The organism is Belliella calami (genome assembly GCF_022549695.1).
GTDB lineage: Bacteria > Bacteroidota > Bacteroidia > Cytophagales > Cyclobacteriaceae > Belliella > Belliella calami.
The window spans coordinates 126,894-147,919 of record NZ_JAKZGS010000003.1 but is presented as its reverse complement, the minus strand read 5'-3'; the positions used below and the strand labels follow the sequence as shown (position 1 = coordinate 147,919).

Below are 21,026 nucleotides of genomic sequence, written 5' to 3'. Positions count from 1 at the left end.
ATTTAAAATCTTTTAGTTCTATTACGCTTATAATCTTCAAAAATCAAATCTCCCAATCCTTTCAAGCTACTGTAGTACGCATTTCCATTGTTTACTTTTGTAAATTCCTTTACAAACTCTTTCAAATAAGGATCGGAAGCAATCATAAATGTTGTTACCGGAATTTTCAATTTTCTACATTGTGCTGCCAGTTTGAGGGTTTCGCTTAAGATTTTACTATCTATTCCAAAGCTGTTTTTATAATACTTAATCCCAACTTTCAAGCAGGTAGGCTTACCATCTGTAATCATGAATATCTGCTTGTTTGGATTCTTTCTTCTTCGAAGCAAATCCATCGCAAGCTCCAATCCGGCAACAGTATTGGTGTGGTATGGGCCGACTTGCAAATAAGGCAAATCCTTGATTTCGATCTGCCAAGCATCATTGCCGAAAACAATAATATCCAAAGTGTCTTTAGGGTAGCGAGTTTTTATCAATTCAGCCAGCGCCATAGCGACTTTTTTGGCAGGTGTGATCCTATCTTCTCCATATAGGATCATGGAATGGGAAATGTCAATCATCAAAACAGTAGAAGTCTGTGTTCTGACTTCATTTTCCACGATTTCAAGATCGTCTTCTGTGAGTAAATAATCCCCAGAAAAACCATGATTGACTTGGGCATTTCTCAAGGAATCAGTAAGTGCAATCTGATCCAAATTGTCTCCAAAAGAATAAGGTCTCCTATCGGTACCTCTTTCATCTCCTGTTCCAGAATGTTTGGTCTTGTGTTGTCCTCCTTTTGATTTTTTCAATTTCCCAAAAATCTCCTCTAGCGCAGATTTTCTAATTGATTGCTCTGCTTTCCCAGTGATTTTGAATTCCCCTTTTTGATTTTGCTCTGTCAAATATCCTTTTGACTTGAGGTCTTCGATAAAATCCCCAATGCCATATTGAGGGTTGGTCAGGTTGTATTGTTTGTCCAAATTGGTCAACCAACTCAATGCTTCAGCAGCATCTCCTCCAGTCATGGTCACTAATTGGAGGAAGATATTCAGCAAATTTTCAAAATTATTTTTCTCGGGGTCTTGTGGCGGTATATATTGTGTAAATCTGAATCCTTTCATAACAGGCACATAACAAGAATAGGTGCTTGCTAGTTTACCTTATTGAAAGAATAAACAAAAAAATCATGAAAAATTTCCTCTCACCAATCTATTGGGTCACTGCAATCTTGATTATTTATGTGACATTCTTATTTACTAACATCAATATCTCTGTAATTTTATTCATATTCTCAATCTCACCACTCCTTATACTTTGGATGGTTTACAAAGTACTGACAGCTGATGTTGAAGTGGAGTCAACATTCGAAGAAAAATGGTATGAAGATCAGCAAGATTAGAATTACTCACATGCTCCTTTAGTATATGACTTCACCCCTGCATTGATCGCATGGCAACTGTTTCCGTAAGTTTTATTGTCACAGCCACATACTGGATCATAAATTTCAATACAGGCATACTGTTTATTGATTTTTGATGGATCAATGCAATCAGTTACATCATTTGGCTTGATATCCTCGCACTGAAATGCAAAAGCTGTCATCAAGAATAATAGTATGGCAGGAAATTTTAGATTTTTCATAAGGTCAACAATTTTCCCTATAGACGTAATTCGATTAGAAAACGCTACAGATAATTTTTTGGTATCTTTGGGGGAAATTTCAATCGTCACCCTATGGATTTACAATACCCCCTAGAACTTGCCGGAACCTTTGTCTTTGCTATTTCTGGAGCGCTTGCTGTAAGAGATCGTGAACATGATCTCTTTGGTGCAGGTTTTACAGGTTTTATCACCGCCATCGGAGGTGGTAGCTTGAGAGACATTCTACTTGGGAGCTATCCTTTGGTTTGGATTGGGGATGTGCATGTTTTGTATGCGATTTTCGGGGGGATTTTAGCTGCATTTTTCTTTCAGCGATTTTTGCTGAAACTTCGGAAGACCATGTTCCTTTTTGATACATTGGGTATTGGTTTTTTCACTGTATTGGGAGTAGAAAAAGCGCTTAGCTTGGGTGTAAGTGTAGAGATTGCAGCGATCATGGGAATGTTCTCTGCAGTAATGGGCGGGGTATTGCGAGATACCCTGACCAATGAAATCCCGATTTTATTTAGAAAAGAAATTTATGCTTCCGCTTGTTTGACTGGAGCTATATTGTATCTGGTGTTGAACCACTTTGGCTTAGAACGTGATTACAATCTGCTTATCTCCATGTCAGTAGTAATTTCCATTCGAATGATCGCCGTCAAGTACAAATTGAGTTTGCCTAGCTTGGATTAAAGGTAAAAGGATGCAATAAAACCAATATGCATCCTTGAATGGCTATTTTTTGAATCAGTAAGTCCGCTTTCTTATTAGGAGCTAAGCAAAATGATATGTTTTAAATCAATTGGCACACTGATAACTAATCGCCTAATTACCCCTGTGTGCTATGCCAAGGCACACAGAAGCAACATAAATAACGATTATCCGCATGATTTCATGTGAAAATCCACCTAAAGGTGTCATTGGGGATTAACATGTTTTTTAAGTTCCAATTTATGAAAGCAAAGCTTGGATTTCATCAGCTTGAAGATTGCAATTGATCCATTCACCATCCAAATCCGCACCATATTTTTTATAGAAATTGATAGCAGGTTCATTCCAGTCGAGTACCTGCCACATCATTCCAGAACATTTGTCTTCAAGGCACTTCATCATGGTTCTGTCAAAAAGCAACTTTCCAGCACCGAACCCTCTTTCAGATTCTGTCACCACAATATCTTCTAGATAAAGTCTTTTACCTTTCCAAGTGCTATAGCGATAATAATAAATTGAGATACCAATAATCTCTTGTGTTGCCTCTTTGACTGCGACAAAAAAACCATAAATTGGATTTGGACCAAATCCATCCACTTCCATCATTTCGATAGTATTCGAAACTTGCTCGGGTGCTTTTTCATAAAGTGCAAGTTCCTTTATCAGTTCCAAAACCCTTGGAAGATCTTCTTTTTCTCCTTTTCTAATCTTATACATATTCGAAATTAGCCAAAATTCTAAAAAGGTTGAAATCAATTTTTATATTTGGACAAAAAAATCACCTACCTATGTTTCTTTCAATTGACGCGGGCAACTCGAATATAGTGTTTGGATTTTATGACAATCAGAAAGCTTTTTGGAGATATGAATGTAGAATCCAAACAAAAGCAGATATTACCGCTATAGAAATAGAGAGGGACTTGCACTTGTTTTTTTTGGAAAATGACATCAAGCATGAACAAATCAAAACGATAGGTTTTAGCTCTGTAGTCCCAGAAATTAATCCCGTTATCAAACAGTTTTGTGCAGAGTTTCTACGAGCCCCATTGTACCTGATCTCGGGAAAAAGTTACCAAAAACTAAAAATATCAACAAAGAGGCCAAACGAAATCGGTACAGATCTGATGTGTAATGTGACTGCTGCATACGAGATATTCAAGTCAAATTGCATTATTGTGGATTTCGGGACCGCTTTGACATTTACAATAGTTGGAGAAAAGGGTAATGTGATGGGGGTGAATATAGTTCCTGGATTGAATACTGCAAAACGCTCACTTTTTCATCATACCTCAAAACTTCCCGAGGTAGAATTGAAATTCCCAAAATCAGCAATAGGCAAAAATACGGTGGAATCCATCCAGGCTGGAATTCTTTATGGATACACAGGTTTGGTCAAAGGAATGATTGAAGCAATTTCGAATGAGGCAAACTTACCTTTTAAGGTCATTGCTACTGGTGGACTTTCATCTATATTATCCAATCTCAAATCGACATTTGATATTGTTGACAAGAACCTAACACTTGAAGGAATCAGGTTGATCACAAATGCAAATTCATCTATTGAAAACCAATAATTAAATTTGGATCAGGACAGATTTTGAGAAACTTCTCCTTTTCTCTATGTGAGCATACCCCAGGAAAGTCGCCACTCAATCCATGCATATCCCACATCAATTGGAAGTGCAAATGTGGTGGCCAATCTCCATTTTCTGGAAATGGCCCCAAGTGGCAAAGCAAATCACCTTTTTTTATGTTTTGGCCTATTGCAATTCCTTGCAAGTCTTTGAGTGATAGATGCCCGTAAAGACTGTAAAACGTACTAGCTTCAATTCTATGCTGAAGGATGATGGTCGGTCCATAATTTCCAAATCCAGCATTGTCCTGAAAGCTGTGGATTTCTCCATCCAATGGAGCGAAGACAGGATGTCCTGCAACAGCCCAGATATCAATACCTAAATGAATATCTCTAAAATCGTGCTCTTGAGTGGCAAAAACATTACTCCTACCATAAATGGACCTATGCTCCATATATCCTCCAATTCCGTATTGCTTTCCAGCATCTTTCAATTGCCCAAAAACATAGGAATCAAATTCAGTTGTGATTCCCAATTCCACCAAAGCCAAACTTTTGTTTGAAGGAGAAAAATCCAAGGGAAGTGTATTTGATTGATCAAGCTTCTCTCCCATGATAGGGAAATAATCTAAAGAACTCAAGGTTGCAATTGACATAGATTCAGGTTTTCTGATACGTAAAACAAATATATGATTTAGGAGGAGAAATGAGAAACAAGATATGAGATGACTTTGAAAACATAAAAGACGTAAGACACAAGACACAAGATTTGAGACAAGAGTGTGAAACGAGAGGCAAGATATCTCGTCCTGAAAATAGTTGACACTTTTTCTTACAAATAGTAGAGTTCAACCTCCCGAAACTGTCGGGACAGACGCTTTGGGGTTGCTGTTTCGCTCATCGACTTTGATCCCCGGATAGCAATCCGGGGCTATTCAAAGTTTAACTCCCGATGATCATCAGTATCGGGACAGGCACTTAGTGGTTGATCTCATCCCTGCTTCTGTCTCGCTTCTCGCTCAAAAAGCCTGTCCCGCATTCTTATCGGAAGGCAATTGAATGGCTAACGGAAATAAAGAGAAATCAATAAAAAAAGTAACCATTAATTTTATAATGTACAAATTTTATACAGAGGGGGAGAACTTGTTAATTGGCACTAAACTTCCCATATTTGCCCATACAAAACTTGTCTTAACATAAATTAACCCTGTAAATACCAAAGTAGGTTTTTATATCGTTTAGTACTTCATAAATTGCAACGTCTTGAAAAAAGTCAACTTTTATCTTTACTCGTTTTTGATTGTGATTTGCCTCTTTAGCCTCAATGGTTTTCAAGAAGCAAAAGCGCAGCAATATGAAATTGGGGGAGGTTTGGGAGTAGCTGCTTACTCTGGTGATCTTGTAAGGAGATTGGATAAGGGCAGGGTAGGGCTTCAAGGCACGTTGTTTGGCAGACGAAATTTTGACAATGTATGGTCACTGAGAGCCGGGTTATCCTATGGCCGTATCAGTGCTGCAGATAGTATCAATCCAATAGATCCAGTTGCTGAATTCCGTAATGCCTACTTCAAAGGAAACATCTTTGAAGCATCGGCAGTGATGGAATATCATTTTCTGGATTATTTACATCCACAATCAGAGCATAGGTTTTCACCATATGGGTTCTTTGGCCTTGGATTTACCTTATTTTCCGGAAAGGGTGCATTCAATTTTGATGGAAATGATGATAGAGGTCGATATTCATTGGGCACACCTGTTATACCCTTTGGTATAGGGGTAAAGTATAAACTTACAAACAATTGGACTTTAGCTACTGAAATGGGTTTCCGGGCAACATTTACGGATTTCTTGGATAGAATCGACAGCAAACCTAGATTTTCACTTCCTGTAGACCCTGATGGTAATCCTCAACCAATTCCAGCAAACAATTACGATGCAATATACTTTGGAAATTACAGTGACAAAGATTGGTATTATTTTTTGGGGGTAACTTTGAGCTACTCCATAAACTCATATAAATGCTACGCTTATTAATTAATTGACCGTTAGGTTAGAATATTGAAAAAGAAATAGCATTTTTGTACCTCCAAAAAACCACCGTATTTGGATTTGAACGGAATGAAGGAATCAATAGACAGTACAAAAATCCCTCAACACATAGCGATTATAATGGACGGCAATGGCCGCTGGGCGCAAAAAAAGGGAGCTATGCGAATTTTTGGGCATAAACATGCCTTGGCAGCGGTACGGGATACCATTGAAGCAGCCGATGATTTGGGGGTGAAAATCGTAACACTTTATGCATTTTCTACAGAGAATTGGTCTAGACCAGCGGACGAGGTTAGCGCATTGATGGAAATTATGATCAATAGTTTCATCAGCGAACTTCCAAGGATGGTCAAGAACAACGTAAGGCTGACTGCAATAGGGGACATCCGAAGTCTGCCTGAAGGAATGCAAAAAAACCTCAGAAACACAGTAGAAACAACGAAGAACAACACTGGAGTCCGAGTGAATCTTGCTTTGAGCTACAGTGGAAGGTGGGAGTTGGAAGAAGCTGTAAAAAACATTGCCAAAAAAGTAGTCGATGGTCAAATGACCGTAGAAGATATAAATCAGGAAGCGATTGCTTCCCATTTAAATACCAATGACATGCCCGATCCTGAACTATTGATCAGGACGAGTGGAGAGCTGAGAATCAGCAATTTTCTACTTTGGCAAATGGCATATACAGAGCTGTACTTTACAGATGTATTGTGGCCCGATTTCAGAAAGGAGCATTTAGAAGCTGCGATTCTGGATTATCAAAAGAGAGAGAGAAGGTTTGGTAAAACCGGAACTCAGATTAAATCATAAATAATTGATGAAAAAGTATTTTATTATCCTAGCTTTCCTCCTTACGGCAGGTTCACTTCATGCTCAGATTCGCTTGGGTCAGAGTCGATATGTATCTCCAAAACCGGTGGATATTTTGGAACTTAATTATTCAAAACCGCAAAAGTTTAGGATAGCAGAGATTAAGGCTGTTGGCCTTGCAACACTTGATGAAATTGCGATTATTTCCCTTTCAGGATTGAAAGTGGACGACATGATTTCTGTCCCTGGAGATGCGATTTCCAATGCACTCAAAAAACTTTGGGGACAAGGGATTATAGGGGATGTCAAAATTTTGGTGACGAAGATTGAAGGTGATGATATTTATCTTTTATTGGATTTGACAGAAAGGCCTCGATTTAGCATCGTGGAGTTTTCTGGTGTCAACAAAACCCAAGAAAGTGAATTGAAGGATAAAGTAAAAATTCGAGGACGAATTGTCAGAGATGATGTACTAAACACCTCCCAAAGAAATATCCGTCAATACTTTGTAGATAAAGGTTTCTTGAATACCGAAGTAAAGGTCATTCAAGAAAGAGACACTACTTTGCCAAATAGCGTGAAGTTGAAATTTGCAGTGGACACCAAATCAAAAGTTAAAATCAATGAAATAATCATTGATGGAAATGAAGAAATCAGTGACAGAAAAGTAAAGGGCAAACTTAAAGGCACGAAAGAACATCCACGTCTACACATCTTTAGAGAAATATACAGCAGGCTTACCAATACAACTCCGAAGTCAGCAAAAGAAGCTATCGTCTATAGAAACCCAGTATCTGACGAAGAGGTGATCACCTATATGAACAAAAACTTCAAGCTGAATTTCTTCAACGGGTCAAAATTCGTGGCTAAGGACTTCAGGGAAGACAAGGAAAAAGTGATAGACTTTTATAACTCCAGAGGATTTAGAGATGCTGAAATCCTTTCTGATACAGTTTACAAATTTACAGAAAACACCATCAACGTAGGTTTGGCTTTAGAAGAAGGAAACAAATACTATTATAGAGACATTAATTTTACAGGTAACTACATCTATTCCGATAGCGTTTTGTTGGCAAAATTAGGTATCCAAAAAGGTGATGTCTATAACAAGGAAAAATTAAGCAACAGGTTAAATTATGATCCGCAAAAAGGAGATGATATATCTTCCCTATACCAAGATGATGGGTATCTGTTTTTCAACATTGATCCAGTAGAAGTAAATGTCCAAAATGACTCCATCGATATCGAATTGAGGATTTTGGAAGGCCCTCAGGTAACGGTAAACTCTGTATCCATAGAAGGAAACGAGCGGACATCTGATCATGTTGTGATGCGGGAAATTAGGATACTTCCAGGTCAGAAATTCAATAGAAGTTTGCTAGTAAGAACGATTCGTGAGCTTTCTCAATTAGGGTATTTTGATCCGGAAAATATAGAACCTGATATGCGTCCAAATTTTGAAGATGCTACTGTGGATATTGTGTTTAAACTAGAAGAGAGACCTAATGACCAAGTAGAATTATCTGGTGGATGGGGAGGATTCTTCGGCTTTGTTGGGACAGTAGGTTTGGTTTTCAATAATTTCTCTATCAAAAACATCGGAAATTTTGAAAAATGGAGACCTCTTCCAGTAGGAGATGGACAGAAACTTTCCCTGAGAGTACAGGCAAATGGTAGGTCTTTCCAAAACTACAGTGCTTCCCTAACCGAACCTTGGTTTGGAGGTAAGAAACCAAATGCACTTAGCTTAAGCTTTAACCACTCTGTTCAGAGACAATTAGATTTCTTCGGGGCAAACCCAGGAAGAGAAGTTGGCTCTTTCCAAATCACAGGAGCAACTTTGGGATTGGCAAAAAGAATTACTTGGCCAGATGATTACTTTATGATTAGTAATTCACTCGCATTTCAAATCTACAATTTTGATGAATTTGGAAGGCAGTTTGGTTTGAGTTATGGCACAGGAAGGTCAAACAGTTTGGCGTTGAATACTACCATTACTAGAAACAATGTAGATAGCCCTATCTATCCAAGATTTGGATCCAACATCTCTTTGGCTACTTCATTCACACCTCCCTATTCATCTCTGAACAAAAACATCAACAGGGAATCACCCGATGAAGAAAGATTCAAATGGTTGGAATATCATAAGTGGATGTTTGATGCTACCTTCTATACGCCAGTATTTGGATCTACAAAATGGGTGGTAAGTGCAAGAACACACATGGGCTTCCTAGGATCATATGGTGATAGGATTGGAATAATTCCATTGGAAAGGTTTGTGATGGGTGGAGATGGAATGACCTTCAACAACTTTGCTTTAGGTCAAGAAATTGTTGGTCTTAGAGGTTATGAAAACCAAACGATTACACCTGGAGCTGATACTAGATTCGATGAAAATTCTACTCAGGGTTATGGAGGTATTGTTTACAACAAACATGTCATGGAGTTGCGATTTTTGGTATCGCCAAATCCATCAGCTACAATCTTCCTTCTTGGCTTTGCTGAGGCAGGGAACAACTGGGGATCCTACGCAGAATACAATCCGTATAACCTTTACAAGTCTGCGGGTGTAGGTGCAAGGATATTTATGCCGGCATTCGGTTTATTGGGTATTGATTGGGGATATGGATTTGACAATGCTCCAGGAACCAATCAAAGAAGTGGGCCTCAATTCCACTTTACAATTGGACAACAATTCAGATAAGCATGAAAAATTTCTTGAATTTGTTAATTTTGTCAGCAATATTGGTGCTGGCAACAGGTATTCAACAAGTAGCTGCACAGAAATGGGGTTATATAGACTCCGAGTATATTCTGAACAAACATCCTGACTACAAGCTTGTTCAGAATGAATTGGAAGCACTGAATACGGCCTGGAAAAAAGAGGCACAAAATTTGGAAAGAGAAGTGAAAGAAATGCTTTCAAACCTCAAAGCGGAGGAAGTACTATTGACAGAGGAAATGTACCAAGAGCGCATGTCAGCGATCGAGGAGAAGCAAAAGGGTGCTGTAGCATTCAACAACAGGGTATTTGGCATCAATGGCCAATATTACCAAAAACAATCAGAATTGCTACAACCACTACAATCCAAAATCTTTGACGCCATCGATCGGGTGGCCAAAAGAAATGGGCTTGCTGCCTTGCATGACAAAGCTGCCAATATGGGCTTGATCTATACAGATCCCCGTCATGATTACTCCGAGTTTGTATTGGAAGAATTAGGAATAGAAAACAAATAAAAAAACAAATAAAAACTAAAATGATGAAAGCAAAATTTATCCTTTCGGCAATCGCTATCTTTTGCGTAGGATTCGTAGCTCAGGCTCAAGATGTGAAAATTGGTTATACCAATGTTGAATTGATTATGGACTTGATGCCAGAAATGGAACAAATCGGTGCAGATATCCAAGATTATTCACAACAATTGCAAACTCAAGTTCAAACTAAGACTGGGGATTTCCAAAGACAAGTGCAGGCTTACGAGCAAGCAGCACAAACTATGACAGAAGAAGCTAGAAACACTAAAGTTCAAGAATTAACAAAACTTCAACAAGATCTTCAGAAGTATCAAGAAGACACTCAGGTTTCTTACCAAAGAAAATTGCAAGAACTTTTGGAGCCTGTTCAAACTAAGGTATTCAACGCAATCAATGCAGTAGCAGCAGAGAACAATTATACTCATATATTCTCTGAGTCTGCTGGACAATCTCCAGTATTGCTTTATACAAGAGATGATGACAAATTCACTGAATTGGTTTTGACTAAGTTAGGGATTCCAATTCCACAAGGTGGAGTACAAGGTGGATCTAACTAATCCGAAATTAGTTGCCCTGTAAATGCAAGGTTACAAATATTAAAAAAGCCCCAAATTTGGGGCTTTCTTATTTTATACAGGTTCTTGCTGACTTAAGCAGTGAAAACTGCCGAGTCCCCAAATCAAGTCTAAGGAATCTATGCCTATTACTTTTCTTTCTGGAAAAGCAGATGCGATGATCTCCAATGCTTTTTCATCATTGTCATCCCTAAAAGTCGGCACTACAACCAAGTCATTGGCGATATAGAAATTGGCATAAGAAGCCGGTAACCTCATGTCTTCAAATATGATTGGAGCAGGCATAGGCAATTCGATTATACTCAACTGCTTTCCATTTTCGAGCCTAAGCTTGTGAAGTAATTTTGTATTTTCCTTCAGTGGCTTGTAATTGACATCTTTCTTGTTGTGTTCCACCACTGTCAGCACGGTGTCTTCATTGACAAATCTGGTCAGGTCATCGATGTGCCCATCTGTATCATCCCCTTCAATCCCATCCCCTAGCCAAAGGATGTTCTCCACTCCATAATAATCCTCCAAGTACTTTTCTATCTGTGATTTGGTAAGGTGTGGGTTTCTATTTGGATTGCAAAGGCAAGCTTCGGTAGTCAAAAGTGTGCCCTTTCCATTGACTTCTATGGAACCTCCTTCCATGACAATGCCAGGTGTGAAACATGGGATATTTCTGTATGCTGCGATGTGATGTGGAATTTGATTGTCAAGGTCAAATGGTGGATATTTTCCTCCCCAGGCGTTGTAATTCCATTTTACCAAAGCCTTGGGCTGATCGGAGCGTGGATTTGTCAAAAAAGCGGGGCCATGGTCTCGGCACCAGGCGTCATTGGTAGGAAAATCATGAAAAAAGACTTTTAACAAGTCCGTACCTACTGCCTCCAAATGCTTCGTGGCGAAGGACTTCATTTGTTGATCTGCTACATTGATATGCACTTCTTCTACAGCGGCCAAGGCTTTTACAAAATTTGCATAAGCAGGGAAAATGGTATGGATCTTTCCCGGCCAAGAGGCTTCCTTGTGTGGCCAACTCAGCCAAGTCGCTTGATGTGGGGCAAATTCAGCAGGAAATGCATATCCCAATTCCTTGGGCGTTGCTTGTCCCTCGGATTTTTGTGAGAGGCTATTCGTCTTCATCTATGTAGCGCTTGGTGATTGGGCTGTAGGTTTCTATGCGTCTGTCTCTTAGGAAAGGCCAATGTGTGCGGTATCTGTCGGAATTTTCCATGTCCAATTCTTCGACGTGAATCGTTTCGTCTTCGTGACTGGCCTGATAAGTCACCCAACCAAAGGCATTGGTCACAAAAGAACCTCCCCAGAATCTCATATCTCCTTCTATCCCAACCCTATTCACCGAAACCACGGGGACACCATTTGCTACAGCATGGGATTTTTGGATGGTCTGCCAAGCGTGGTATTGCTCCTTGTTAGTGGTCTCATCTTGATCCTTGTGCCAACCAATGGCAGTAGGATAAAACAAGATCTCTGCTCCCATCAAAGCCGTAATCCTTGAAGCTTCCGGATACCATTGATCCCAACAGATCAGAACTCCTATCGTAGCAACCTTTGTCTTGAACACCTTGTATCCCAAATCCCCTGGTGTGAAATAGAATTTTTCATAGTATCCTGGATCATCTGGAATATGCATTTTCCTGTATTTCCCCAAGTAAGTCCCATCTGTATCCAAGACTGCCGTGGTATTGTGGTACAGTCCTTCGGCTCTTTTTTCGAAGAGGGATGCAATGATCACGATTCCCAATTCCTTGGATATAGTAGAAAGAAAATCTGTAGAAGGGCCTGGGATTTTTTCTGCCAATTCGAAATTGGCATGGTCTTCTACATCACAGAAATATAGTGAACCAAATAGCTCCTGTAAGCATATGATCTGAGCGCCATTTGCAGCAGCTTCCCTAATACCTTCTTCAGCCTTTTTTCTGTTTTCTGAAAGGTCTTTGGCACAGGAATTCTGAACCAGACCAACTTTAACTCTTCTTTTCAAGTCGATTATTTATTTTATATGTAGAATTGGCAATTAATGGTTTAAATCTAAACCATTTTTTTAAAAAATAACATATTTTTTTTGTTAACAGAAATTCAAAAAGGCAATTTCCCTAAATCCACATTTCCTCCACTTAGAATAATCCCAACATTTTGGTCTTTGAAATGCTCTTTGTTTTTGAGCAAAGCTGCCAATGGGACTGCACAGCTGGGTTCGATGACGATTTTCATTCTTTCATAAATCAGACGCATTGCAGCGATGATTTCTTCGTCATTGACCGTGAGAATATCATCCACATACTCCAAGATGATTTCAAAATTCAATATGCCCAAAGATGTCAATAATCCATCCGCTATGGTGTTTGGCCCTTGCATGGGGATTAGTTTTTTTGACTGAAATGATCTAAATGCGTCGTCAGCCCCTTCTGGCTCTGCACCAATAACTTTGGTTGTAGGTGAATTATATTTGGTAGTCAGTGCAGTGCCTCCCAAGAGCCCTCCTCCGCCTACTGGAGCCATGATGGTATGGAAGTCAATTCCTTCGTCCCACATTTCCAAAGCACACGTGGCTTGTCCTTCAATGACATCGAAATAATCATAGGGAGGAATAAATGTGGCTCCAGTTTTTTCTACTACTGCATTTAAAGTAGTTTCCCTTGCCATTAAATTGGGCTCACATTCTATGATCTCACCTCCATAGGATTTGACTGCCTTCTTTTTGATTTCAGGTGCAGAAGATGGCATAACGATGTATGATTTAATTCCAGCCACAGTTGCTGCCCGAGCCAAAGCTGCTGCGTGATTACCAGATGAGTGAGTAGCTACTCCATTTTTCTTTTGCTCCTCCGTGAGTTTGACTACTGCATTTGCAGCCCCTCTAGCCTTGAATGCTCCTACTTTTTGGAAGTTTTCACACTTAAAAAACACTTTACATTCAGCCAGTTCATTGATTGCCGATGAACTCAATATGGGTGTACGGTGAATGTATGGCTGAATTCGCTGATGTGCTGCCTTTATATCTTCTAAAGTTGGGAAGTTTTGCATGGGAAAATAGTCTGATGAATTAGAGTTAGAGGGTTGGTATGTATATTTTTCATTCTCAGAGAGGAGATTTTTAAGAGGCAATGTTTTCAATGTTGCTTAGATCAAATGTCTAGTTCTGAAATTAGTTGACATTATTTTCTTGCCTTCTTTTTGAATGCCGAATTGTTTTCAATTGCCCTTTCTGGGCAAAAATTAAACTGGATTCTTTTTCACATCGGGTCATGACCCGATGCTTATATCAAATGCCCCTTCAGGGCACTCATATCTCACGTCTCAAATCTCATATCTAAATCTCCTAATTCCTCATATCAAATCCCCAATTGAGTTTTTGTCTGAGGGTATCGAAGAAATGGTAATCGTGAAATTTGACAAGATTGGCAGAAAAGCTTGCTTTTTTGACTTTCAGCTCGTCTGTGGCGTCGACAGTAGTAGACCTAGAATCCAAAGAAACGAGAAATTTTTCACCTCTTCCTTCTATCCGAAAGCACATTTCGCTTTCATCCGAAATGATAATTGGTCGGACATTGAGGTTGTGTGGACTTACTGGGGTAATCACAAAATTCCTAGCTCCTGGGGTGATCAATGGCCCCCCGCAACTCAAAGAATATCCTGTAGATCCAGTAGGCGTGGCTACAATCAAACCATCAGCCCAGTAACTATTTAGATATTGATCATCAATGTAGGTATGAATGGTAATCATGGAGGAGGTATCTCTTTTATGAATGGTAAATTCATTCAATCCAAAATTAATCCCATTGAAAATCTGCTTTTCTGTATTGACACATACAAGGGCTCTTTTCTCTACAGCAAATTGACCTGATATAAGTTGATTGATTGCATTTTCTATTTCTTCTTTTGCTACAGTCGCCAAAAATCCCAATCTACCGGAATTGATCCCCACAATCGGAATTTCGTATTCACCAACCAAGCAGACGGTATCCAGTAGGGTTCCATCCCCTCCCACAGACAGGACAAAGTCCATTTGCTCTACGAGGGTTTTTGGGTTTAGTGGCTCATAACCATCTAACTTAACATTATTCTTTTTGAGTGATTTTGAAAATGCTTCCGTAAAAAAAATCCTGATATTATGGGATTTCAAGCTAGCAATCAATTGCTCAATATGAGGTACAAATTCTTTGGGAAATCCTATCCCGTGAATTGCGATGTTCATTTATGGTTGGTTTAAATGTCCAAAAATCTTAATAGATTTCCAATACGATCTTGCTCTCTATCAGGTTCATTTTCTTCCTGATAATGATCGATAATTCTGTAGCCAAATCTTTCTAATGTAGCTTTGATATGTCTCAATTCGACTTTATCGAGTTTTAGAGTCACTTTAATCTTGCTATCATCCAAAGGGTCAACTGTAATAAAACTGGATAAAATCTTGGCATTTTCCGATTCGATCACGCGAGAAATTTCATACATGCTATAATCGGTCATAAACATCGAAAGTACCACAACGGCTCCTTGTGCCTGAATGGAAAGACTATCGGTGAATGCCGCAATTGCGTCCTCCATCGTGATCACTCCCAAATACCTCAGGTCTCTATCCAACACTGCTACCATATTAGAATGGTGCTCGGAAGCAACTCTCAATACATCATAAATATGTTTGTCCTGGTATACAAAACAAGCCAGTGATTCGGTTTCCATTTTCCCTATCTCTAGGTTGGGGTTATTGACTGTATAAATCAAATCATCAGTTACCAAGCCTTTGAATTCTCCATCATCAACTACAGGCAAGACATTGATACGGATTTCTTCCATCCAAGCCAATGCTTTTTTGGCATTGTCCGTAACTTTCAATGGCGGAATCAGATTATTTATAAAGTCGTAGGCCTGCATGTTCTAAAGATATTAAATTGCTATTGAATTATAAAACTAAATATAGATATAAGAGGTTCGGGAAAAGGGAGAAAATAATGGAATAGGGAAATGATTAAAGATAAAATGAAATATTAGTTTTTTTAACCTTACATAACCTTTATCAAAAATTTTGTAAGCCAACCAAAGTCTTACGCTCTACCTTTGCTGGTATAAATGAATAGGAAAAGGTATGAAAAAGGAAATCCCTGTAGATGGAATGAGTTGTGCTGCTTGTGCCATTTCTGTGGAAAACACACTAAAATCCCAACCCGGGGTTAAGTTGGCAGCGGTAAATTATGCCAACCATGCTGCTACCATTGAATGGGACGAGAAAACAGTAACCTTGGAAGCACTTCAAAAACAAATCCAAGGAACAGGATATGATCTGCTGATAGCCGATATTGAACAAGAAGAATTAGAAGAAAAGCAGCGGCTCGCTTACAAAAAAATCAAAGCCAAGACAATCTATGCAGGGCTTTTAGCTTTGCCAGTATTTATCATTGGAATGTTTTGGATGAATTTGCCATATGGAAACTTCATTATGTGGGCATTTACAACACCAATTCTATTTGTTTTTGGCAATCAATTTTTCAGAAGCGCATGGAATCAAACCAAAAATCTTAGCGCCAATATGGATTCTTTGGTAGCAATCAGTACTGGAATTGCTTATTTGTATAGTAGCTTCAATACATTTTTCCCTTCATTCCTAGAAGTGAAGGGACTTGATCCGCATGTGTACTTTGAGGCCGCAGCAGTGATTTTGTTTTTTATTTTATTGGGAAAAACCTTGGAAGCTGGTGCTAAAGCAGGAACAGGCGAGGCTTTGAAAAAACTGATGGGATTGCAGCCGACTGATCTTATTGTTTTAAAAAATGGGGAAGAGCTTACCAAAAAAACTATCGACGTTCAGCTTGGCGAATTGATATTGATCAAACCTGGGCAAAAAATCCCTCTGGATGGAAAAATTATCGAAGGAGAATCCTATGTAAATGAAAATATGCTGACAGGAGAACCCATACCTATCTTGAAGTCCTTGCATTCACAAGTCTTTGCGGGTACAATCAACCAAGCGGGGAGTTTTGTATTTGAAGTAGAAAAGATCAGCAAAAACACGCTTTTATCCCAAATTGTAGACCGAGTCAAATCTGCACAAGGATCTAAAGCACCTGTACAGAAACTGGTAGATAAAGTAGCGTCGGTTTTTGTTCCTGCAGTCTTATTGATAGGCTTGCTTACAATGGTTGTTTGGGGATTCAGTGGTGTGGAAGAAGCTTGGCTGAGAGGAATGATGGCAATGATTACAGTATTTGTCATTGCCTGCCCATGTGCTTTGGGGTTGGCAACACCAACTGCAATCATCACAGCAATGGGAAAAGGTGCAGAGATGGGCATCTTGATCAAAGATGCGGAGAGCTTGGAAAAGGGAGTTAAAATTGACACCATCATTCTTGACAAGACAGGCACCATTACGGAAGGAAGCCCTAAAGTCTCTGAGTTTGTGGAAATGGGAAATTGCACAAAGCTGGATAGGCAGGTTATTTATAGCTTAGAAAAGAAAAGTGAGCATCCGCTAGCGGATGCTATTGCAGATTATTTATCAGCAGAAGAAATGGCAATCCAGGATTTCAGAAGTATGACAGGACATGGTGTACAAGGAGTAGCTGAGAACCAAATCTATAAAGTTGGTAATTTAAAATGGATAAAAACTTCAGAAACAATCCTCCACCCTGAACTTGAAAAAAAGTCTCAAAATGCGCTGGAAGAAGGATTTATAGTAGTTTTTGCTTCCAAAAATAACCAAATACTCGGATTCTTTAAAATAGCAGATCTCATAAAGGAAACTTCCAAAGAAGCAATTGCTATCTTGAAAAAAATGGATATCGAAGTTCATATGCTCACTGGAGATCAGGAAAAAACTGCCAGTATGGTTGCCAAAGCAGTAGGAGTAGCACATTATCAAGCAGAGATGCTTCCAGAACACAAATCGAAATACATCAAAAAACTCCAATCTCAAGGAAAAAAAGTCGGGATGGTGGGAGATGGAATAAATGACAGTGAGGCTTTGAGTGTTGCTGACCTGAGTATTGCAATAGGTCACGGGACAGATATCGCTATGGACATCGCGGAGATCACTTTGGTACATTCAGATTTGATTGATATTCCAAAAGCATTAAATCTCACCAAAAAATCCATTAAAATTATCCATCAAAACCTATTTTGGGCATTTATTTATAATATCATTGGAATCCCTGTAGCTGCGGGAGTGTTATTTCCTATGTTTGGTTTCCTTTTGAATCCAATGGTAGCTGGGGCTGCGATGGCACTTTCATCGGTTTCGGTGGTAATGAATAGTTTGAGACTAAAAAGATGAAACATATGAAATCAAGCCTGCCTGGGGCAGACAGGCATGACGAAGAACGTCACACACTGGGATGATTATCAACCATGTGACCTCTGAAAAACAAATTTTAAACACATGAAAACACAGCAATTTAAGACTAACGTGAAATGTGGAGCTTGTGTAGCTGCAATCACTCCAGAAATGGAAAAAATGGGGAAAACAGTATGGAAAGTAGATCTGACCCACCCGGATAGGATTCTAACTGTGGAAGGAGAAGCTACTGAAATTGAGATTTCAGCAGCGCTGGAAAGATCAGGTTATAAAGCGGAAAAGATTTGATGGAACAATCTTCAATCAAATAGCTTTATTTTCTTAGCTTTGCCCAAAACAATAATATGATTAACTACCAACAATTCATACTTGACAATGGCTTACACGTACTAGTCCACGAGGATCACAGTACCAAAATCGCCGTGGTCAATACTTTGTACAAAGTTGGCTCAAGGAATGAAATCGAAGGTAAAACAGGGCTTGCGCATTATTTTGAGCATTTGATGTTTGGCAGTTCTAAGCATGTTCCAGTATTCGATACAGCGCTTGAGAAAGTTGGTGGCTCTTGCAATGCATTTACCAATACAGATATCACAAATTACTACATCACCCTCCCAGCTATCAATTTAGAAACGGCCTTTTGGTTGGAGTCTGACAGGATGATGCACTTGAGTCTCAATGAAAAAACGATAGAGACGCAGAGAAAGGTAGTCATTGAAGAGTTCAAGCAAAGATATCTGAATCAACCTTACGGGGATGTTTTCCATCATATTCGAGAGATGGCTTACGATAGACATCCATACAGATGGCCTACAATCGGCAGAAACATTGAAGATATTGTAAATTATAAAAAGGAATATGTAGAGGAATTCTACTTCACCCATTACAGACCAGACAATGCTGTCATGGTGGTGGCTGGAGATGTCACACTTGAACAAGTGAAACAACTTTCGCAAAAATGGTTTGCTGATATTCCTTCAGGAGAAATCCCAAAGAAAACCATCACCGAAGAATTGCCACAGATCAATAAAAAGACAAAATTTATTGAAGCCGATGTACCGACTGACGCATTGTACAAAGTGTATCATGTGCCAGGAAGAATGCATCAAGGCTATCTCGAAGCCGATTTGATTACTGATATCCTTGGGTTTGGCAGATCCTCCACTTTAGAGCAAGCTTTGGTCAAAAACGGTGACATTTTCGCATCTGTGGGCGGGTATGTTCTTGGCACGGTGGATCCTGGATTGATGGTATTTTCCGGAAAAATGGAAAAGGGACAAAGTGCCGAAGATGCTGAATTGGCTTTGGATGAAGTTATAGAGGAGTTTAAGAAAAACACAATATCAGACAGCATTCTATCCAAAGTAAAAAATCAGGCAGAAGCCATGAAGACCTATGAATCTATCCAACTTCTGAATAGAGCGATGAGTTTGGCGTATTATGCCCATTTGGGTAATCCTGATTATAACCAAATAGAGTACGAGAAAAAAACCAAAATCCCTTCTGAGAAAATCTTGGATTGGGCGAATACACTTCTGAGAGAAGAAAATTCGTCGGTATTATATTATAAGAGTAAGGCCTCAAGTTAAGGTATTGGGAATTGGTTATTAGTTGATTAGGTTATTAAGGGGCTTAGGAAGTAAGGCCTAAAGAAGCAGGAAAAAGAACAGTATCTAAATTTCGGTTGGAGATTTCTCCCCGAAATTCTACGGGGCAGGCTTCTCCCGAATGCTTTCGGGATCGAAATGACTTGGCTCAAAAGCGAGCTCGTAATTATAAAAAAAGAGTCAACTGTTTTCAGGTAGTTGCATTGCAACCGTTGCGCCTCTGTAATCCTTGAGAAAACAGAAGTCATTTTGAAACACCAGAAAATCACGTGAATTAATTATTTTATTTAAAAAATGGGAAAAATTAGAGTAGGTTTTGGTTATGATGTCCATCAACTGAAAGAAGGATATGATTTTTGGTTGGGAGGAATACAAATTCCTTTCGAAAAAGGCGCTGTTGGCCATTCTGATGCGGATGTATTGATCCACGTGATCTGCGATGCCCTGTTAGGTGCTGCAAATATGCGAGATATTGGCTTTCATTTCTCCGATACTGACCCACAGTACAAAGGAATTGACAGCAAAATACTTCTCAAAGATGTAATGCTTCTCCTACGTGACAAAGGCTATCAGGTCGGCAATGTTGATTCTACTATCTGCCTTCAGCTCCCAAAGATCAATCCGCATATTCCTGAAATGAAAAAATGCCTTGCCGAAGTCATGGGAATCGATGAAGAAGATATTTCAATCAAAGCAACCACAACTGAGAAATTAGGTTTTGTAGGCAGACAAGAGGGTGTTTCAGCTTATTGTGCCGTATTAATTGAAAAAAAGTAGTTATGTCAAGAGAAGTTAAGATAATCACCACAGAGGACGGATCTCATTCTTTGTTTCTTCCTGAACTCAACGAATCATACCATTCTTTTCATGGTGCATATAGGGAGTCTGTACATGTATTTATGCTTTATGGATTGGAAACATGGTTTACGAGAAATCAAGGCATTCAACCAATCCGCATTTTTGAGGTAGGTTTTGGCACAGGATTGAACGCCTGGCTCACTTTGGTGTGGGCAGAGCAAAACAAAATCCCGGTACTCTACCATAGCATCGAGCCATTTCCTTTGGAAGAAGCAATTTATTCGCAATTGAATTATACCAAGATCGATGAAACGATCATGCATTACGAACCATTTTTCCAAATTCTACACAAAGAGCCTTGGAATGAAGGAGGAGTAGTTACTGAATATTTCAACATGAAAAAAGATATTGTCACATTGGAGGAAGCACAATTGTACCCTTCGGACATCGTCTTTTATGATGCTTTTGCACCAAGCAAGCAGCCAGAGCTTTGGACAAAAGAAATTCTTTCAAAGGTGGTTGATTTCATGAACCCTGAAGGGCTATTTATGACTTACTCTGCAAAAGGACAGCTCAAAAGAGACTTGCAAGAGTTAGGATTGACAGTGGAAACGCTACCTGGCCCTCCAGGAAAAAAAGAAATGACTAGAGCAATAAAGAAGAATTTCTAAGTCGCTTTTAAGAATCACGCTACAAATTGATTATTAGTCAAATGAGAATAAAAAACC

22 protein-coding genes are annotated in these 21,026 nt (G+C 39.2%); 13 read left to right on the top strand and 9 right to left on the bottom strand.

The window, feature by feature from the left end; all coding sequences use genetic code 11:
* Window positions 1–2: 2 nt before the first annotated feature.
* Window positions 3–1,103 (bottom strand): vWA domain-containing protein, encoded by a 1,101-nt coding sequence (locus MM236_RS05315; RefSeq protein ID WP_241273908.1) that lies wholly within the window; start codon window positions 1,101–1,103, stop codon window positions 3–5.
* A gap of 65 nt (window positions 1,104–1,168) precedes the next feature.
* Here MM236_RS05315 and MM236_RS05310 point away from each other — a divergent pair, with 65 nt between their 5' ends.
* Complete coding sequence (locus tag MM236_RS05310) at window positions 1,169–1,381, top strand: hypothetical protein (RefSeq protein WP_241273907.1); 213 nt, start codon at window positions 1,169–1,171, stop codon at window positions 1,379–1,381.
* A gap of 2 nt (window positions 1,382–1,383) precedes the next feature.
* Here MM236_RS05310 and MM236_RS05305 read toward each other — a convergent pair whose 3' ends face one another.
* On the bottom strand, window positions 1,384–1,623 hold the full coding sequence (locus MM236_RS05305) for a Kazal-type serine protease inhibitor family protein (protein WP_241273906.1): 240 nt from the start codon (window positions 1,621–1,623) through the stop codon (window positions 1,384–1,386).
* A 93-nt stretch (window positions 1,624–1,716) separates the two neighbouring features.
* Between MM236_RS05305 and MM236_RS05300 the strand changes: the two genes are divergently transcribed.
* Window positions 1,717–2,319, top strand: a complete 603-nt coding sequence (locus tag MM236_RS05300; protein ID WP_241273905.1) for a trimeric intracellular cation channel family protein — start codon at window positions 1,717–1,719, stop codon at window positions 2,317–2,319.
* A gap of 258 nt (window positions 2,320–2,577) precedes the next feature.
* Here MM236_RS05300 and MM236_RS05295 read toward each other — a convergent pair whose 3' ends face one another.
* Complete coding sequence (locus MM236_RS05295; RefSeq protein WP_241273904.1) at window positions 2,578–3,054, bottom strand: GNAT family N-acetyltransferase; 477 nt, start codon at window positions 3,052–3,054, stop codon at window positions 2,578–2,580.
* 71 nt (window positions 3,055–3,125) lie between these two features.
* Between MM236_RS05295 and MM236_RS05290 the strand changes: the two genes are divergently transcribed.
* Window positions 3,126–3,911 carry a type III pantothenate kinase gene (locus tag MM236_RS05290; RefSeq protein ID WP_241273903.1) on the top strand — a complete coding sequence of 262 codons (786 nt, stop codon included), beginning with the start codon at window positions 3,126–3,128 and terminating at the stop codon, window positions 3,909–3,911.
* On the opposite strand, the gene MM236_RS05285 is transcribed toward MM236_RS05290, so the two are convergent.
* The gene (locus MM236_RS05285; protein ID WP_241273902.1) at window positions 3,895–4,566 is read right to left on the bottom strand and encodes a peptidoglycan DD-metalloendopeptidase family protein; all 672 of its coding nucleotides are present in this window, start codon (window positions 4,564–4,566) and stop codon (window positions 3,895–3,897) included. The two genes, MM236_RS05290 and MM236_RS05285, sit on opposite strands and share 17 nt — an antisense overlap.
* A gap of 607 nt (window positions 4,567–5,173) precedes the next feature.
* On the opposite strand from MM236_RS05285, the gene porG reads away from it, so the two are divergent.
* The 5 genes from porG (at window position 5,174) to MM236_RS05260 (ending at window position 10,581) form a co-directional block, all read left to right on the top strand.
* Complete coding sequence (gene porG, locus MM236_RS05280; protein WP_241273901.1) at window positions 5,174–5,944, top strand: type IX secretion system protein PorG; 771 nt, start codon at window positions 5,174–5,176, stop codon at window positions 5,942–5,944.
* A gap of 84 nt (window positions 5,945–6,028) precedes the next feature.
* A complete protein-coding gene (gene uppS, locus MM236_RS05275) occupies window positions 6,029–6,766 on the top strand; it encodes an undecaprenyl pyrophosphate synthase (protein ID WP_241273900.1) in 738 nt (245 codons plus the stop codon).
* 7 nt (window positions 6,767–6,773) lie between these two features.
* Entirely contained in the window at window positions 6,774–9,470 is a 2,697-nt protein-coding gene (locus MM236_RS05270; RefSeq protein ID WP_241273899.1) for a BamA/OMP85 family outer membrane protein, read from the top strand.
* A 2-nt stretch (window positions 9,471–9,472) separates the two neighbouring features.
* Window positions 9,473–10,006: an OmpH/Skp family outer membrane protein gene (locus MM236_RS05265; protein ID WP_241273898.1), complete on the top strand. Its 534-nt coding sequence runs from the start codon at window positions 9,473–9,475 to the stop codon at window positions 10,004–10,006.
* 20 nt (window positions 10,007–10,026) lie between these two features.
* Window positions 10,027–10,581: an OmpH/Skp family outer membrane protein gene (locus tag MM236_RS05260; protein WP_241273897.1), complete on the top strand. Its 555-nt coding sequence runs from the start codon at window positions 10,027–10,029 to the stop codon at window positions 10,579–10,581.
* 72 nt (window positions 10,582–10,653) lie between these two features.
* Here the strand turns inward: MM236_RS05260 and MM236_RS05255 are convergent, their stop codons facing one another.
* From MM236_RS05255 to MM236_RS05235, 5 genes are all read right to left on the bottom strand, one after another.
* Window positions 10,654–11,727 (bottom strand): agmatine deiminase family protein, encoded by a 1,074-nt coding sequence (locus tag MM236_RS05255; protein ID WP_241273896.1) that lies wholly within the window; start codon window positions 11,725–11,727, stop codon window positions 10,654–10,656.
* On the bottom strand, window positions 11,714–12,589 hold the full coding sequence (locus MM236_RS05250) for a carbon-nitrogen hydrolase (protein WP_305037096.1): 876 nt from the start codon (window positions 12,587–12,589) through the stop codon (window positions 11,714–11,716). The genes MM236_RS05255 and MM236_RS05250 overlap by 14 nt, the downstream gene beginning before the upstream one ends.
* A gap of 95 nt (window positions 12,590–12,684) precedes the next feature.
* Entirely contained in the window at window positions 12,685–13,632 is a 948-nt protein-coding gene (locus tag MM236_RS05245; protein WP_241273895.1) for a pyridoxal-phosphate dependent enzyme, read from the bottom strand.
* 295 nt (window positions 13,633–13,927) lie between these two features.
* Entirely contained in the window at window positions 13,928–14,803 is an 876-nt protein-coding gene (locus MM236_RS05240; protein ID WP_241273894.1) for an NAD kinase, read from the bottom strand.
* 11 nt (window positions 14,804–14,814) lie between these two features.
* Window positions 14,815–15,480, bottom strand: a complete 666-nt coding sequence (locus MM236_RS05235) for a CBS domain-containing protein (RefSeq protein ID WP_241273893.1) — start codon at window positions 15,478–15,480, stop codon at window positions 14,815–14,817.
* A 211-nt stretch (window positions 15,481–15,691) separates the two neighbouring features.
* On the opposite strand from MM236_RS05235, the gene MM236_RS05230 reads away from it, so the two are divergent.
* From MM236_RS05230 to mnmC2, 5 genes are all read left to right on the top strand, one after another.
* Window positions 15,692–17,872, top strand: a complete 2,181-nt coding sequence (locus tag MM236_RS05230) for a heavy metal translocating P-type ATPase (RefSeq protein WP_241273892.1) — start codon at window positions 15,692–15,694, stop codon at window positions 17,870–17,872.
* Window positions 17,873–17,977: 105 nt separating this feature from the next.
* Window positions 17,978–18,181 carry a heavy-metal-associated domain-containing protein gene (locus tag MM236_RS05225; protein ID WP_241273891.1) on the top strand — a complete coding sequence of 68 codons (204 nt, stop codon included), beginning with the start codon at window positions 17,978–17,980 and terminating at the stop codon, window positions 18,179–18,181.
* 56 nt (window positions 18,182–18,237) lie between these two features.
* Window positions 18,238–19,482, top strand: a complete 1,245-nt coding sequence (locus tag MM236_RS05220; protein ID WP_241273890.1) for a M16 family metallopeptidase — start codon at window positions 18,238–18,240, stop codon at window positions 19,480–19,482.
* Window positions 19,483–19,794: 312 nt separating this feature from the next.
* On the top strand, window positions 19,795–20,277 hold the full coding sequence (gene ispF / locus MM236_RS05215; RefSeq protein WP_241273889.1) for a 2-C-methyl-D-erythritol 2,4-cyclodiphosphate synthase: 483 nt from the start codon (window positions 19,795–19,797) through the stop codon (window positions 20,275–20,277).
* A gap of 2 nt (window positions 20,278–20,279) precedes the next feature.
* The gene (gene mnmC2 / locus MM236_RS05210) at window positions 20,280–20,969 is read left to right on the top strand and encodes a tRNA (5-methylaminomethyl-2-thiouridine)(34)-methyltransferase MnmC2 (RefSeq protein ID WP_241273888.1); all 690 of its coding nucleotides are present in this window, start codon (window positions 20,280–20,282) and stop codon (window positions 20,967–20,969) included.
* Window positions 20,970–21,026 lie beyond the last annotated feature (57 nt).

Coding starts and splice junctions, on each gene's coding strand:
- MM236_RS05255 (WP_241273896.1), bottom strand. CDS start 11,727: ATGAAGACGAATAGCCTCTCACAAAAATCCGAGGGACAAGCAACGCCC.
- MM236_RS05240 (WP_241273894.1), bottom strand. CDS start 14,803: ATGAACATCGCAATTCACGGGATAGGATTTCCCAAAGAATTTGTACCT.
- MM236_RS05265 (WP_241273898.1), top strand. CDS start 9,473: ATGAAAAATTTCTTGAATTTGTTAATTTTGTCAGCAATATTGGTGCTG.
- MM236_RS05305 (WP_241273906.1), bottom strand. CDS start 1,623: ATGAAAAATCTAAAATTTCCTGCCATACTATTATTCTTGATGACAGCT.
- MM236_RS05310 (WP_241273907.1), top strand. CDS start 1,169: ATGAAAAATTTCCTCTCACCAATCTATTGGGTCACTGCAATCTTGATT.
- MM236_RS05220 (WP_241273890.1), top strand. CDS start 18,238: ATGATTAACTACCAACAATTCATACTTGACAATGGCTTACACGTACTA.
- MM236_RS05300 (WP_241273905.1), top strand. CDS start 1,717: ATGGATTTACAATACCCCCTAGAACTTGCCGGAACCTTTGTCTTTGCT.
- uppS (WP_241273900.1), top strand. CDS start 6,029: ATGAAGGAATCAATAGACAGTACAAAAATCCCTCAACACATAGCGATT.
- MM236_RS05295 (WP_241273904.1), bottom strand. CDS start 3,054: ATGTATAAGATTAGAAAAGGAGAAAAAGAAGATCTTCCAAGGGTTTTG.
- MM236_RS05235 (WP_241273893.1), bottom strand. CDS start 15,480: ATGCAGGCCTACGACTTTATAAATAATCTGATTCCGCCATTGAAAGTT.
- MM236_RS05290 (WP_241273903.1), top strand. CDS start 3,126: ATGTTTCTTTCAATTGACGCGGGCAACTCGAATATAGTGTTTGGATTT.
- ispF (WP_241273889.1), top strand. CDS start 19,795: ATGGGAAAAATTAGAGTAGGTTTTGGTTATGATGTCCATCAACTGAAA.
- mnmC2 (WP_241273888.1), top strand. CDS start 20,280: ATGTCAAGAGAAGTTAAGATAATCACCACAGAGGACGGATCTCATTCT.
- MM236_RS05225 (WP_241273891.1), top strand. CDS start 17,978: ATGAAAACACAGCAATTTAAGACTAACGTGAAATGTGGAGCTTGTGTA.
- MM236_RS05315 (WP_241273908.1), bottom strand. CDS start 1,103: ATGAAAGGATTCAGATTTACACAATATATACCGCCACAAGACCCCGAG.
- MM236_RS05245 (WP_241273895.1), bottom strand. CDS start 13,632: ATGCAAAACTTCCCAACTTTAGAAGATATAAAGGCAGCACATCAGCGA.
- MM236_RS05260 (WP_241273897.1), top strand. CDS start 10,027: ATGATGAAAGCAAAATTTATCCTTTCGGCAATCGCTATCTTTTGCGTA.
- MM236_RS05270 (WP_241273899.1), top strand. CDS start 6,774: ATGAAAAAGTATTTTATTATCCTAGCTTTCCTCCTTACGGCAGGTTCA.
- MM236_RS05230 (WP_241273892.1), top strand. CDS start 15,692: ATGAAAAAGGAAATCCCTGTAGATGGAATGAGTTGTGCTGCTTGTGCC.
- MM236_RS05285 (WP_241273902.1), bottom strand. CDS start 4,566: ATGTCAATTGCAACCTTGAGTTCTTTAGATTATTTCCCTATCATGGGA.